This window comes from Streptomyces sp. NPDC048211, assembly GCF_043202315.1.
Classification (GTDB): Bacteria; Actinomycetota; Actinomycetes; order Streptomycetales; family Streptomycetaceae; genus Streptomyces.
Genome location: NZ_JBIDAD010000003.1, coordinates 667,919 through 681,259 on the forward strand (window position 1 = coordinate 667,919; position 13,341 = coordinate 681,259).

At 69.6% G+C, this 13,341-nt stretch carries 11 protein-coding genes; 9 read left to right on the forward strand and 2 right to left on the reverse strand.

The annotated features are described in order from the left end of the window. The first annotated feature begins 114 nt into the window (after window positions 1–114). The 4 genes from ACGFZA_RS15665 to ACGFZA_RS15680 all read left to right on the forward strand — a co-directional run bounded on the left by ACGFZA_RS15665 (window position 115) and on the right by ACGFZA_RS15680 (window position 4,881). Window positions 115–642, forward strand: a complete 528-nt coding sequence (locus tag ACGFZA_RS15665; protein ID WP_385271644.1) for a hypothetical protein — start codon at window positions 115–117, stop codon at window positions 640–642. A 171-nt stretch (window positions 643–813) separates the two neighbouring features. Continuing rightward, on the forward strand, window positions 814–2,067 hold the full coding sequence (locus ACGFZA_RS15670) for a GAF domain-containing protein (RefSeq protein ID WP_385271647.1): 1,254 nt from the start codon (window positions 814–816) through the stop codon (window positions 2,065–2,067). Window positions 2,068–2,173: 106 nt separating this feature from the next. Then, window positions 2,174–3,697, forward strand: a complete 1,524-nt coding sequence (locus tag ACGFZA_RS15675; RefSeq protein ID WP_393679448.1) for an aldehyde dehydrogenase family protein — start codon at window positions 2,174–2,176, stop codon at window positions 3,695–3,697. Window positions 3,698–4,080: 383 nt separating this feature from the next. Next, window positions 4,081–4,881 carry an SAM-dependent methyltransferase gene (locus ACGFZA_RS15680; RefSeq protein ID WP_393679450.1) on the forward strand — a complete coding sequence of 267 codons (801 nt, stop codon included), beginning with the start codon at window positions 4,081–4,083 and terminating at the stop codon, window positions 4,879–4,881. A gap of 553 nt (window positions 4,882–5,434) precedes the next feature. Here the strand turns inward: ACGFZA_RS15680 and ACGFZA_RS15685 are convergent. Continuing rightward, window positions 5,435–5,995, reverse strand: a complete 561-nt coding sequence (locus ACGFZA_RS15685; protein ID WP_385271656.1) for a hypothetical protein — start codon at window positions 5,993–5,995, stop codon at window positions 5,435–5,437. 478 nt (window positions 5,996–6,473) lie between these two features. On the opposite strand from ACGFZA_RS15685, the gene ACGFZA_RS15690 reads away from it, so the two are divergent. Beyond that, the gene (locus tag ACGFZA_RS15690) at window positions 6,474–8,159 is read left to right on the forward strand and encodes a CocE/NonD family hydrolase (RefSeq protein WP_393679453.1); all 1,686 of its coding nucleotides are present in this window, start codon (window positions 6,474–6,476) and stop codon (window positions 8,157–8,159) included. A gap of 387 nt (window positions 8,160–8,546) precedes the next feature. Here ACGFZA_RS15690 and ACGFZA_RS15695 read toward each other — a convergent pair whose 3' ends face one another. Continuing rightward, window positions 8,547–9,353, reverse strand: a complete 807-nt coding sequence (locus ACGFZA_RS15695; protein WP_393679455.1) for an SDR family NAD(P)-dependent oxidoreductase — start codon at window positions 9,351–9,353, stop codon at window positions 8,547–8,549. Between the two features lie 227 nt (window positions 9,354–9,580). On the opposite strand from ACGFZA_RS15695, the gene ACGFZA_RS15700 reads away from it, so the two are divergent. The 4 genes from ACGFZA_RS15700 to ACGFZA_RS15715 are packed head-to-tail and all read left to right on the forward strand — an operon-like array spanning window position 9,581 to window position 13,303. After that, window positions 9,581–10,453, forward strand: a complete 873-nt coding sequence (locus tag ACGFZA_RS15700; RefSeq protein ID WP_393679457.1) for a methylenetetrahydrofolate reductase — start codon at window positions 9,581–9,583, stop codon at window positions 10,451–10,453. A gap of 42 nt (window positions 10,454–10,495) precedes the next feature. Continuing rightward, on the forward strand, window positions 10,496–11,842 hold the full coding sequence (locus tag ACGFZA_RS15705; RefSeq protein WP_393679459.1) for an aminomethyl transferase family protein: 1,347 nt from the start codon (window positions 10,496–10,498) through the stop codon (window positions 11,840–11,842). Window positions 11,843–11,900: 58 nt separating this feature from the next. Continuing rightward, the gene (purU, locus tag ACGFZA_RS15710) at window positions 11,901–12,758 is read left to right on the forward strand and encodes a formyltetrahydrofolate deformylase (RefSeq protein ID WP_393679461.1); all 858 of its coding nucleotides are present in this window, start codon (window positions 11,901–11,903) and stop codon (window positions 12,756–12,758) included. 41 nt (window positions 12,759–12,799) lie between these two features. Beyond that, complete coding sequence (locus tag ACGFZA_RS15715; RefSeq protein ID WP_393679463.1) at window positions 12,800–13,303, forward strand: VOC family protein; 504 nt, start codon at window positions 12,800–12,802, stop codon at window positions 13,301–13,303. The last annotated feature ends 38 nt before the right edge of the window (window positions 13,304–13,341 follow it).

The window sequence follows — 13,341 nt, forward strand, 5'->3', positions numbered from 1 at the left end:
TCCTCTTCGAGGGGCCCCGCACTCACGCAACGGGAGGAACGGCGCCGGATTGCGGGCGACTGCTGAGTACCCGTACTCAGGGTGCCGTGGTCTCTCCCGGGGAGAATGGCAAGCATGACCCGACGTACCAGGACGGCCTCGATCACCCTGCTCTGTGTCTTCGCTCTGACGAGCTGCGGGAAGAGCGCGGATGATCTCTTCTCCAATCTCAACGGCACCCAGACGTCGAACGAGTCGGACCGCCGGACACCTTCCGGCGACGGCACCCCGGTGAATGAGCCCCCCGGCCACGGCGACAACAACCAGGCCCTGCGCCCGGAGCCCCCCACTGCGGCGGACGAGGAGCGCGCGCACGAGAAGGCCGAGGAGATCCGGTCGGCCCTCGAGAAACTCAGGCGTCAGAATCGGATTCAACCCGAGCAGGTCCGGCCGGCGCTCGCGCGGCTGGCCTCTCCCGCCCGCCTGGCCGTGGAGCCGTGGTCCACCCACAGCGGCCAGGAGTCCGCCCGGGGCAGCGTCTACGGAATCTGGATCGGTACGTCCGCCTGCGTCACCGGCGCCATCACCCGGGAGCGCGTCTGGACGGACGTCAACGGCCATTTCCCGGAGACCGGCTGTCTTCCCCCGGCGCCCACCCACTGAAACCGGACGAGCGGTACCGCCCCGCGACGGCTGACCCGGGCCCTGGGACTTCGGGCTCGGTCACCGCCGCCGTGCCCGGGTCCCGAGGGGGATTGTCCCGGCCCAGCGGTTGTCGCGGACGGCCGTTGCCCCGACGATGGGCAGGAATGCCACCGCGGACGGGAGGGCGAGTTGACGGATCCCTGGGTGGCTCTGGCCGCCGACGCGAACCCCGGCGTCCGGCTCGGTGAACTGCGACGTGCGCACGAGGTGTTCACCTCCGACGGACGGCTGGAGACACCGGTCCGGTCCGTGGTGGCGCAGTCGTGGCGACGGTCGGCCCGCGCCCGGGTCAGTCCGGACGGGGCGGCATCGGTCGAGCTCGGCGCGAGCGAACTCGGCCCGTACCGGGACACGCATCCACTGGCTCACGTCATGCCGGTGATCCGCGAGCTCATGAGTGCCTACGCCATGGACGGCGAACATCTGCTGGCGGTCTGCGACGCGCACGGCAGGCTGCTGTGGGTCGAGGGGCATGCGCGAGCCCGTCGGCGCGCGGAGCGGATGAACTTCGTCGAGGGCGCCCGCTGGGCCGAGTCGGAGGCCGGGACGAACGCGCCCGGCACGGCACTCGCGATCGACCGGCCGGTCCAGGTGTTCGCCGCCGAGCACTTCCTCCGGCCGGTCCAGCAGTGGACGTGCGCTGCGGCGCCCCTGCACGATCCGCATACGGGGCGGGTGCTCGGTGCCGTCGACATCACCGGAGGGAACGGGCTGGCGCATCCGCACAGCCTGGCCTTCGTGCAGGCCGTGGCACGTGCGGCAGAGTCCCAGCTCGCACTCGTCGCCCCACGGCCCGTGGCTGGGTCGGCACGGCTGTCCGCGCTCGGCGGCGACGAGGCGCTGCTGGTCCTGGGCGGGCGCGGGATCCGGCTCAGCAGACGCCACAGCGAGATCATGGTGACGCTGGCCCTCCATCCGGAAGGTCTCGGAGGTGACGAACTGCTGATCGCGCTGTACGAGGACGAGTCGGTCTCCCCGGTGACGATGCGGGCCGAACTCGCGCGGCTGCGACGGCTTCTGGGACCCGAGCTGCTGCGCTCGCGTCCGTACCGGCTGGGTGAGCCGGTGGACGCGGACTTCGACACCGTCGCGCGCAGGCTGGAGTCCGGGGCGGTGGCGGCGGCGCTCGGCGCGTACGCGGGCCCCCTGCTGCCCCACTCGCAGGCACCGGCGGTCGTCCGGCAGCGTGACCGGATCGCCGGCCGGCTGCGGGCCGCGCTGATCGGCCGCGGCGATCCGGGATTGCTCGCCGACTGGGCGCACAGCCCGTGGGGCGCGGAGGACCTCTCCGTCTGGCGGGCACTCGCGGCGGCGGCGCCCCCGGAGCGCCGGGCGGAACTCCTGGCCAGGGTCCGGGCGCTCGACGCGGAGCTGCGCGCCTGAGGTCACAGGGACGGTCCGTCGCAACGGTGTTGCAACGTCGTGCTGCCTAGTCTCGCGCCGAGGGCCGCCCAACGGCGGGCGGCACCGGATCCGGGAGGCCACAGAGATGACCCGTTACGCCGCGCCGGGCACCGAGGGCGCCATCGTCTCGTACGAGTCCCGTTACGACCACTGGATCGGTGGCGCCTACGTCCCGCCGGCCCGTGGTCAGTACTTCGAGAACCCGAGCCCCGTCAACGGCCGCCCCTTCACGGAGATCGCCCGCGGGACCGAGGCCGACGTCGAGAGCGCCCTGGACGCCGCCCATGCGGCGGCCCCAGCCTGGGGCGCCGTGTCCGCGGCCGACCGCGCGACCGTCCTGAACAAGATCGCCGACCGCATGGAGGAGCACCTGGAGGAGCTGGCGGTCGCCGAGAGCTGGGAGAACGGCAAGCCGGTGCGCGAGACGCTGGCCGCGGACATCCCGCTGGCCATCGACCACTTCCGGTACTTCGCGGGTGCGCTGCGCGCGCAGGAGGGCTCGCTCAGCGAGATCGACGAGGACACCGTCGCGTACCACTTCCACGAGCCGCTGGGTGTGGTGGCTCAGATCATTCCGTGGAACTTCCCCATCCTGATGGCGGTCTGGAAGCTCGCTCCCGCGCTGGCTGCCGGAAACGCGGTGGTCCTCAAGCCGGCGGAGCAGACCCCCGCGTCGATCCATGTGTGGATGAGCCTGGTCGCGGATCTGCTGCCCCCTGGCGTCGTCAACATCCTCAACGGCTTCGGCGCGGAGGCGGGCAAGCCGCTCGCCTCGAGTCCGCGGGTCGCGAAGATCGCCTTCACCGGCGAGACCGCGACGGGGCGGCTGATCATGCAGTACGCCTCGGAGAACCTGAAGCCCGTCACGCTGGAGCTGGGTGGCAAGTCGCCGAACCTCTTCTTCGACGACGTATGGGCGCTGGACGACGACTTCCGCGACAAGGCACTGGAGGGCTTCACCATGTTCGCCCTGAACCAGGGCGAGGTGTGCACGTGTCCCTCGCGGGCGCTGATCCAGCGCGGACACTACGGCGAGTTCCTCGAAGCGGGCATCGCCCGTACGGAGAAGATCGTGCCGGGGCACCCTCTGGACACCGACACGATGATCGGCGCGCAGGCCTCCGACGAACAGCTGAAGAAGATCCTCTCGTACCTCGAGATCGGCCAGCAGGAGGGTGCGAAGGTACTGACCGGTGGTCAGCGTGTTGAGCACGGAGGTGAGTTGGCGGGCGGTTACTACGTCCAGCCGACGATCTTCGAGGGGGACAACCGGATGCGGGTCTTCCAGGAGGAGATCTTCGGCCCCGTGGTTGCCGTGACGTCCTTCTCGGACTTCGACGAAGGGATCAGGACGGCGAACGACACGCTCTACGGGCTCGGCGCGGGGGTATGGACCCGGGACACCAACACCGCCTACCGGGCCGGCCGGGCCATCAAGGCGGGCAGGGTCTGGACGAACTGCTACCACGCCTATCCCGCCCACGCGGCTTTCGGCGGATACAAGCAGTCGGGTATCGGCAGGGAGAACCACAGGATGATGCTGGAGCACTACCAGCAGACGAAGAACCTCCTGGTCTCGTACGCGCCGAAGAAGCTCGGCTTCTTCTGAGGGCTGTCCGGGACTGACGTCGTCCGCCCGAAGGCCGGGGCCCGCGGCGTCCGGTGGGTGCTGTCGCAAGGCGTCGGAGTGCCCGGGCAGCGGAGCTGCCCGGGGACCTCGGCGACGCCGCGCGTGTGCGTGCCGGATACCGCGGGCCGGACGGGACTCCGCGGACACGGCGTCGGGACGTGCCGGAGCGCTCCGGACCGAGTGACGCGGGTGCGCGGGGCGGAGCCCCGAGGGCCGGACCACTGGCTGACCAGGTCTGTCTCCGTATCCTGTAAGGGAGTTGCTCCCCCTGCCGGGCTGGTGCGGACGATGCCGGTGAGGAAGCATGGGCGTGCGCGGTACGGAGTCGTACGCGCAGCCGATGCAAGACACGAAGAGGGCCGATGACTGACGAGCAGGGCACCCGGACGCCGGTGGACGAGATCGACACGGGCACGCCGCATTCGGCGCGGGTGTGGAACTACTGGCTGGGCGGCAAGGACAACTACGAGGTGGACCGCCGGCTCGGGGCGACGATGGAGGAGCTGTACCCGCAGATCATCGAGATAGCGCGCGCCTCCCGGGCGTTCCAGGCGCGAGCGGTGCGCTATCTGGCCGGTGAGGCAGGGGTGCGGCAATTCCTGGATCTCGGCACGGGTCTGCCGACGGCCAACGCGACGCACGAGGTGGCCCAGGACGTCGATCCGACGGCACGCATCGTGTACGTGGACAACGACCCGATCGTCCTGGCTCACGCACGCGCCCTGCTGACCAGCCGGCCCGAGGGGGCGACGGACTATGTGCACGCGGACCTGACGGACGCGAAGACCGTGCTGCGCGAGGCCGCCAGGACCCTGGACCTCGACAAGCCGGTCGCCGTGATGGTGCTCTCGACGCTGGGACACATCGCGGACTCGGGTGAGGCGGCGGCGCTGCTCCGCAGCTACTTGGACGCCCTGCCCGCGGGCAGCCACCTGATGCTCTGCGACACCATCGGCACGCCGGAGACCGAGGCCGGTTCCGAGGAGTACGCGAGTGGCGGGGCCATGCCCTACATCTCGCGCCCCAAGGAGATCATGGGGACCTTCGCGGACGGACTCGAACTGGTGGAGCCGGGCTTCGGCTCGATCAGTCTGTGGCGCCCGGACGGACCCGTCGTCGGCGAGCCGGTCGACCAGTGGGGTTTCGTGGCCGCCAAGCGGTAGTGGGCGCCGTTCCGAACGAGGACGGACAGTTCGTCGATGCCTTCGGCGACACACCGGCCGGAGGCCGCGGTGTCGCCCTGCGGGGCGTGTCCGGGCAGGGCCACGAGCGCCGTGCCCGGGCCCGCTCACCACGCCGGTCTGCAGCAGGCCGGCGCACCACGCGGGGAAGCCGGCGGCAGACGACGCGGGGAAGCCGCCGGCGGACCACACGTCCGCTACCCCGCGCCCCTGCGCCACCGCGGCGCGGGGTGGCGGTCCTCGGACCGTGGGGCCTCCGGCGCATCAGGCGGTGCGCAGCTCAGGAGCTCCGGCAACCACCGAACCCCGCACGGCCGGTAGAGGTCCTGAGCCTCCCCCGTACTCGGGTCCCACCGGCCGGGCAGGAACGACGTCGGCACGGCCGCCGGGAGTGGAGGTCTGTGGCCGGGCCGGGTGCACTCCCCCGATCGCCCGCGCCCCAGGGACGGCCGAGGCGTCGGGCTGACGCCTCGGCCTGTCCCGATCAGTGCACGCGCGTTCGCGCCTCGGGGAGCACTGGCGCGGCCGCTGCCGGTCAGACGGGGCAGGGACGGTATTCGAGGCTCAGTTCGCGGTCGACGGCGTAGCTGGTGCGCATGGCGGCGTCGCTGACCTTCTTCCACGAGCCGTACTTGGCGTAGAGCTGATCGGCGGTGGGGCCGAGGGGATTGCCGTACTTCTCGCGGTTGCGCTGTTCCAGGATGGCGACCTCGCCCGGGGTCATGCCCGCGCGGGTGATCTCCTTCGCCTGGTTGCGCATGTCGACGAGTTCCCGGGCGATCTCCTCCTCGGAGGCCCCGGCCGACCGCATGGCGGCTTCGGTACGGTGCATGTCTTCCAGGAGGGCGTGGTAGCGCATCCGGGTCCGCTGAGCCTCGACCTTCTGGTCCATCGGCAGGACGCGGATGCGGCACACGACCGGGTCGGCGCTGGGGCAGGGATCGCCGTCGGCCACGCGTGGGGCCAGCGGTGCGGTGATGACCGAACCGCAGGGCTCGACCGCGGTGGCCACTGATACGGCCGCGGTCGACACCAGTGTGACCGCACTCAGGACGGGGAGCAGCACGCGAAGCGGCCGTGAGGGAAGTAGACGCATGGCGCGCATCCTGGCGGGGTCGTCCCAGGACTTCTCCGGAACACACCGGTGATCACCCGATCAACCCGTGCAACACGCTGATGTTTCCCCTGCGTGGACGCAGCCCACGCGGCCAGCCGGCGCTCAGGGCCCGCAGGCTCCCGCCTCCACGGAGGTCGCCCACTCCCACGACTACGGAGCCGATGCCACCCACCCTCCATGAGCGCGCCCCGCACCCCGTCAACGTGTAAATATCGGACAGTCGCACGACACGGGAGGCGCGGCCTCACGTGAGGTTGCCGACCTCCGTTGTCCAACCCCACCGCCGGTGACGTCCGAGGTGGCAGCCCATCCAACTGCCGTTTGCCGAGCGTTTAGTTCATCGCGCTCACTCAAATGAGGGAGCGAAGCCGGACTTCTCTCCGTTGTGATCACCACGCGGAGATCATGGAGTTGTCACTTCGACACCACACCCCTGCCATGGAAGGCGGCCCCAGCCATGCCCGTTGACGAAAACTCGCCGAACCCGTTCGCGATCAGCGCCGACGACAGCTCCAAGCTGGACGCGATCGAGCAGGCGTTACTCGACCCCTCGCCGCGCCGCATCGGCCGGCTGGACCAGTGGGGCCTGGCGGACGCCTACGAGACGTACGCGGAGATCGCCGGGTACCAGCAGCTCTCGATCGCCATGGCGGACGGGACGCTGATCGATGCATCGCTGAGCGTCCCGCGCGACGTCCCGGCCGGGAAGTGTCCCGCGATCCTCATGCCCGCCCCGCTGTCCCCACTCGGCCGCTTGTCCTACCTGGCCATGCTCCCGCGCTGGGCGATCGGCGGCTATGTGGTGCTGACCTACAGCCAGCGCGGCCTGGCCAAGTCCGGGGGCGAGATCCACGTCGCCGGACCGCAGGACGTGGAGGACGCCATCGAGATCGTCACGACGCTGGCCGAGCTCGACGCGGTCGACCCGGACCGGATCGGCTGCTTCGGCGCCTCCTACGGCGCCGGTACGAGCCTGCTGCTCGCCGGGAACGATCCCAGGATCAGGGCCGTGGCCGGCACGAGCGCCTGGGGCGACCTGTTCGCGTCGCTGTACGAGAACGGCACCCGGCACCTGGCGGCCTTCGAGGCACTCGTGAAGCTGTTCGGCGAAGAACGGTGCTCGGAGGAGTTCCGGGACGTCATCCAGAAGATCCGCGGGAACGTCATCGACGACGTGGTCAGGGAGTTCGCCGCGACCAGGTCGCCGAAGAACTGCCTCCAGGCGTACAACGACAACCAGGTCCCGATCCTGCTGACCACCGCCTGGCACGAGACGATCTTCTCTGTTCCGGCCGTCGTCGACATGTTCAACCGCCTCACCGGACCCAAGTCACTGCTCGTCCAGATCGGGGACCACGGCAACGGCGAGCTGCCCGGCCTGGCCGGCCTGGTCTCCAAGCCGACCGAGATGGCCTACCGGTGGATGGACCACCACCTCGGGGGCACGGCGAGCGACGGGGCCACGCCCTCGTACGGGGTCCGTTCGGAGTACATGCACAACCTGCTGTCCGACCTCCACCACGACGACTGGGAGAGTTACGCCCTCCCCCCGAAGCGGTTCCACCTCACCGACGCGGCCGCCGGTGAGCGCGACGGGCTGCTGACCGGGGAGGCGCCGCAGTCGGACTGGGTCCGCCCCGTCAAGGTCTCCGTGCAGAACGACGAGGTCGTCGTCGCCCCGAAACTCATCGAGACCGGCCTGGCCGAGCGCACGGGCTTCCCGCACGTCTACAGGACCGCCGAGGTCGACCGCGGTCTCGCCGCCGTCTGGACCACGGAGCCGCTGGAGCAGCCCATGCGCGTCCAGGGCGAGCTGGAGCTGCGGGTGACCGTGACGCCGCAGGCCCTGGAGGCCACGATCGTGGCGTACCTGATGGACTGCGACCCGGCGACCGGAAAGGCCGCGATCATCACCAACGCCCCCATCACCGTCACCAACGAGCAACCGGGCCGGGCCACGACGGTGACCGTTCCCCTCCAGCCGGCCCACTACGTCCTGAACAAGGGGCGCCGGCTCCAGCTGATCATCGACACCCACGACCCGTTCTACGCGGACGCCAACCGCGCCCCGTCCGGGATCGAGCTCAGCTCGTCGCAGGACGCCCCGTCGTACGTCAGCATCCCGCTCAGCACTCTCACGTAACACGGCGCACCCGTAAGTCCACGCCCCTCCCCCGACGGGCGAGTCCGCAGGCACGAGCGCCTTCTGCGACGGCAACCGGCAGGAGCCACAACCGAGCAGTCCTGTGCTCCTTGTGGCCGACGTCTCTGGATGACCACTGCGCGCGATCACCGAGCCGTGGGTGAGGACATGGCCACGCTCCTGAGGCAGGGGCGTGGCCATGGGTGCGACCGGGCGGACAACCACGGGCCAGGGATGAACACATGGCAGGACCGAGGTCCTTGCCGCCCAGCGCGGTACGGAAGCCGGCCGGCGGATACGCGCGGTCCGCCATGGCGCTGCCGTAGCCCTGGAGCAGACGGCGGGCCATGCCCCGGCCCATGTCGCCGAGGCCTCCCTCACCGGCCGTCAGATAACGGACTTGCCGAGACCGCCGTCGACCTGGAGGGTCTGACCGGTCACATATGAGGCGAGGTCCGAGGCCAGGTACACGGCAGCTGCCGCGATCTCCTCCGGCCGCGCCCACCGCCCGAGGCGGATCCCGAGGTTCTCGACCATGCCGTCCCGTACCTGCTCGGGCGTGATGCCCTTGGCCTCCGCGGTGGCCGCATGACGGTCCAGCCAGGTCTGCGTCAGCGTCATGCCCGGCGAGATGGCGTTCACGAGGACTCCCCGGGGGGCCGCTTCGGCGGCGAGATAGCTGGTCAAGGCGACGACCGCGCCGTTCACCACCGCGGCCACACCGATGTTCGGAACCAGCACGTGCGCCGCCATCCCCGCCACGTTGATGATGCGTCCGGTGCCGCCCTTCTCGATGAGCGGCAGCGCGGCACGAGCCACCCGGTGGTAGCCCACGGTCTTGGCCCGGAGCGCTTCGCTCACCGCCGCTTCGTCGGCATCGGCCAGCGGACCGACGGCCAGCAGCGGGGCGGCGCAGTTGATGACGATGTCCAGCCGCCCCTGCCACTCATGCACCTGACGCAGCGCGCCGGCCACCGCGTCGTCGTCGTTCACATCGGCGGCCACGGAAAGCACCCGGCCGTCGCCGGCCGCGGCGATCCGCTGCTCGGCGGCCTCCAGCTTCGCCTTGGTGCGCCCCAGGACGGCCACCGCGGCGCCCTGCGCGTGCAGCGCCTCTGCCATGGCCAGACCGAGGCCGCTGCCGCCCCCCGTGATCAGCGCCGTACGTCCGTCAAGTCGAATTCCGAGCGTCATCGTCCGAGATCTCCGTTCGCTTTTCACCTGCGCAGCGTCAATGCCGCTGCCGGCGAGCGTGCGCCCCGAACAGGCCGGCGACAAGCGCGACTAACGGCCCGGCTCACTCCGTACGGATTCGGTTAACGAGCGGCTAACACGCGTGTCCCTACGATCTTCCAGATCTCTCCGGGTCCGACGCGTGACGGGATCCGATGTGTTCCAGCTCAAGAAAGCGGAGAACTGCCATGGCGCAATCTGCTGACCCAGGAATTCTGGTCGACGGCATCGTCCGCCGGTCGAGTATCGAGATCATTCCCCTGAAGGGTGCACAGGAGAAGGCGGCTGCCGTGCCGGCCGGAACGACCATCAGCGTGACGTGCTCGCCCAGGTTCGGGCTCTCCCGCACGCTCGACCACGTGGCCGCGGCCTGCCGCTCGGGTCACCGGGTCGTCCCGCACCTGGCGGCCCGCATGGTCGAGGACCGGCGGGCACTCCGGGAGTTCGTGCGAACGGTGACGGATCTCGGGGTCGACGAGATGTTCGTCATCGGCGGCGACGGCGAGAAGCCCGCAGGCCGATTCGGCGAAGCTGCGGAAATCCTGGAGGAACTGGGCGAGTTCGACCACGGGCTGACACGGCTCGGGATCGGCTGCTACCCGGAGGGGCACCCGAAGGTGGCGGACGACGTGCTGTTCGACGCCCTGTTGCGCAAGCAGAGTTACGCCGACTACATGGTCAGCCAGCTGTGCTTCGACGGGGCGGCCCTCGCCGGCTGGCTGCGGACCGCTCGCGAGCGCGGGATACGTCTGCCCCTGCGTATCGGCGTGGCCGCCCCGCTGCAGATCAGGAAGCTGATCGAACTCTCGGTGCGGATCGGTGTCGGCCAGTCCGTCCGGTTCCTGTCCAAACAGCACGGCATGGTCGGCAGTCTGCTGCTCGGGCGCGCCTACGAGCCCATGGACCTGCTGCACGCGGTCCACGACGACATATCCTTCGCCGATTTCTCGGTCGAAGGCCTGCATTTGTTCTCCTTCAACCAGGTCGACGTCACACTCGACTGGCTGTCCCGCACCGGCGGTGCGAGAAATCCGGATGGTTCCCACCATCTGGCTTCGTGACGACCATCATCTTCTGCGCACAGAGGGACAAGCGTGAGTTCCATGAATCTCGAAGAGAAGATCCAGCAGGCCGGCAATGCCGCGCACATGCTGCAGAACGCGCCCCAGGGCCCGTACGCATATCCGATGCGCGCGGAGTACACGAACTGGCGGGACGAGCAGCGTGCGTGGCGGGAGACCGCCGTGCTGTTCGACCAGTCCCACCACATGACGGACATCTACTTCAAGGGCCCGGACGCGCTGCGGCTGATGTCCGATCTCGGTGTGAACGGTTTCAAGAACTTCGGCAGGAACAAGGCGAAGCAGTTCGTGGCATGCAACTTTGACGGGTACTTCGTCGGTGACGCCATCCTGTTCGCCTTCGAGGACGACGAGTTCAGCCTGGTCGGACGCCCGGTCGCACCCAACTGGGCCGCCTTCCACGCCGAGACGGGGAACTACCGGGTGGATGTCACCCGCGACGAGCGATCCCTCGCCAACGAGGGCAGAAGGCTCACGTTCCGGTTCCAGCTCAACGGACCGGCCACCCACAGGATCGTCGAGAAGGCGGTGGGAGCACCGCTCCCACGCATCAGGTTCTTCGCCATGGGGGAGTTCGAGATCGCGGGCGTCCCGATCCGCGCGCTGAACCACACCATGGTCGGGGCCCCCGGCGAGGAGTTCACCGGCCTCGAACTGGTCGGTCCGTCGGAACACGGCGATGCGGTCCGGGCGGCACTGCTGGCGGCCGGGCAGGAGTACGGGCTGCGCCAGGGCGGCGCACGCGCCTATCCGGCCACCGCCGTGGAGTCCGGCTGGATTCCCGCACCCGTACCCGCCATCTACACAGGTGAGGCGATGAAACCCTTCCGGGAGTGGCTGTCCGCGGAGGGCTTCGAGGCGAACGCCTCCGTCGGCGGAAGTTTCGTGTCGGACGATATCGAGGACTACTACGTCACACCGTGGGACCTCGGCTACGGGCGCGTCATCAGGTTCGACCACGAGTTCGTCGGACGCGCGGCTCTGGAGCGGATGGCCGACGGGCCCCACCGCAGGAAGGTGTGGCTGCGCTGGAACGACCGGGACACGGCCGCGCTGATCGGTGACAGCCTGTTCGGCGCCGGACCTCACACGAAGTACCTGGAGATGCCCGTCTCCAACTACGCCACCGGGTCCTACGACAAGGTCCTCGTCGACGGACGGCTGGTGGGCGTCTCCGCGAACGCCGGCTACACCGTCAACGTGGGTGGCTGGTCGTCGCTGGCCATGGTCGACGAGGCCGAGGCCGTCGACGGTCGTGAGGTGACGATCGTGGTCGGTGAGGAGAACGGCGGTTCGGCCAAGCCCACCGTCGAGCGGCACGTCCAGCGACACATCCGCGCCACCCTCAGCACCCGGCCGCTGGTGTGACCGGGCCACGCCGGTGCCGTCCGGGCGCCGACCTCCGCAGCGCGGGAGGTGACACCGCATGACCGCGCCCCGTTACGTCCTCACCCTGAAGTGCCCCGACCGCCCCGGCATCGTGCACGCGGTCTCGGCGTTCCTTCTCGGGAACGGGTGCACCATCGTGGAGAGCCAGCAGTTCGGCGAACACCGTGAGGGCACCTTCTTCATGCGGGTGGAGTTCGAGGCACTGGACCCGCTGACCACCTTGGAGACGCTGCGAGCGGACTTCACCGGCGTTCCGGAGCGGTTCTCCATGGAGTGGCGGCTGATCGACGGCAGCAGACCGCAGCGGATTCTGATCATGGCCAGCCGGTTCGGCCACTGCGTCAACGACCTGCTGTTCCGTGCCTTCAACGGCGGCCTGAACGCCGAGGTCGCCGCGGTGGTGTCCAACCACCCGGATCTGCGTCGCCTGGCCGGGACCTACGGCACCGCCTACCACCACATCCCCGTCACGCCGGAGACCAAGCCGGCCGCGGAGGCCGAGGTCCTCGATCTGATCGACGACCTCGGGGTGGACCTCGTGGTGCTCGCCCGTTACATGCAGATCCTCTCGCCGGAGCTGTGCAAGAAGCTGGAGGGGCGTGCCATCAACATCCACCATTCGATGCTCCCCAGCTTCAAGGGCGCCCGGCCGTACCACCAGGCCCACGCACGAGGGGTGAAGCTTGTCGGTGCCACCGCGCACTACGTGACCCCGGATCTCGACGAGGGCCCCATCATCGAGCAGGAGGTCGCGCGCGTCGACCATTCCATGACCGCTGCCGAGGCCACCACCCTCGGCCGGGACGTGGAATGCCTGGCGCTGTCCCGCGCGGTCCGCTGGCACACCGAGAACCGAGTCCTGCTGGACGGGAACCGGACCGTGGTCTTCCCGTGACCCGCCCACCCCACACGACAGAATCCTTCCATGGAGGTCTGATGCCCATCCCCGGTCTCACCCGCGTCGATCACTTCGGGATCACCGTTCCCGATCTGGACCAGGCGCGCGAGTTCCTCGAAGACGTGCTCGGCTTCGAGTACCTGTACCGGCTCGGGCCGCTGCGGGACGACGAGGGCCACTGGATGAGTGAGAACCTCAACGTGCACGACAGGGCGGTGTCGCCGCGGATCAACTTCTTCCGCGTCGGCGGTCAGGCGATCCTTGAGGTCTTCGAGTACGAGGCGCCGGACCAGCGGCTGGACCCGCCGCGCAACAGCGACGTCGGTGGCCATCACCTCGCCCTCTACGTCGACGACTTGGACGCCGCGGTCGCGGATCTGCGGCGGCGCGGTCTGCGCGTGCTCGGGGACCCGAAGAACAGCAGGGGCCCGCACGAGGGACAGCGGTGGGTCTACTTCCTGTCCCCGTGGGGGCTGCAGTGCGAGCTGGTGTCCTACCCGGACGGCAAGGCGTACTTCCGCACCCCGGAGGCCTTCGGATGACACGGTCCCCCGGCACGGCCTCGCGCCGGGGACAGGCC

Excerpts from the sequence above, each read along its gene's own strand:
- ACGFZA_RS15665 (WP_385271644.1), top strand. The coding sequence starts at position 115 with ATGACCCGACGTACCAGGACGGCCTCGATCACCCTGCTCTGTGTCTTC.
- ACGFZA_RS15675 (WP_393679448.1), top strand. The coding sequence starts at position 2,174 with ATGACCCGTTACGCCGCGCCGGGCACCGAGGGCGCCATCGTCTCGTAC.
- ACGFZA_RS15680 (WP_393679450.1), top strand. The coding sequence starts at position 4,081 with ATGACTGACGAGCAGGGCACCCGGACGCCGGTGGACGAGATCGACACG.
- ACGFZA_RS15685 (WP_385271656.1), bottom strand. The coding sequence starts at position 5,995 with ATGCGTCTACTTCCCTCACGGCCGCTTCGCGTGCTGCTCCCCGTCCTG.
- ACGFZA_RS15690 (WP_393679453.1), top strand. The coding sequence starts at position 6,474 with ATGCCCGTTGACGAAAACTCGCCGAACCCGTTCGCGATCAGCGCCGAC.
- ACGFZA_RS15695 (WP_393679455.1), bottom strand. The coding sequence starts at position 9,353 with ATGACGCTCGGAATTCGACTTGACGGACGTACGGCGCTGATCACGGGG.
- ACGFZA_RS15700 (WP_393679457.1), top strand. The coding sequence starts at position 9,581 with ATGGCGCAATCTGCTGACCCAGGAATTCTGGTCGACGGCATCGTCCGC.
- ACGFZA_RS15705 (WP_393679459.1), top strand. The coding sequence starts at position 10,496 with ATGAATCTCGAAGAGAAGATCCAGCAGGCCGGCAATGCCGCGCACATG.
- purU (WP_393679461.1), top strand. The coding sequence starts at position 11,901 with ATGACCGCGCCCCGTTACGTCCTCACCCTGAAGTGCCCCGACCGCCCC.
- ACGFZA_RS15715 (WP_393679463.1), top strand. The coding sequence starts at position 12,800 with ATGCCCATCCCCGGTCTCACCCGCGTCGATCACTTCGGGATCACCGTT.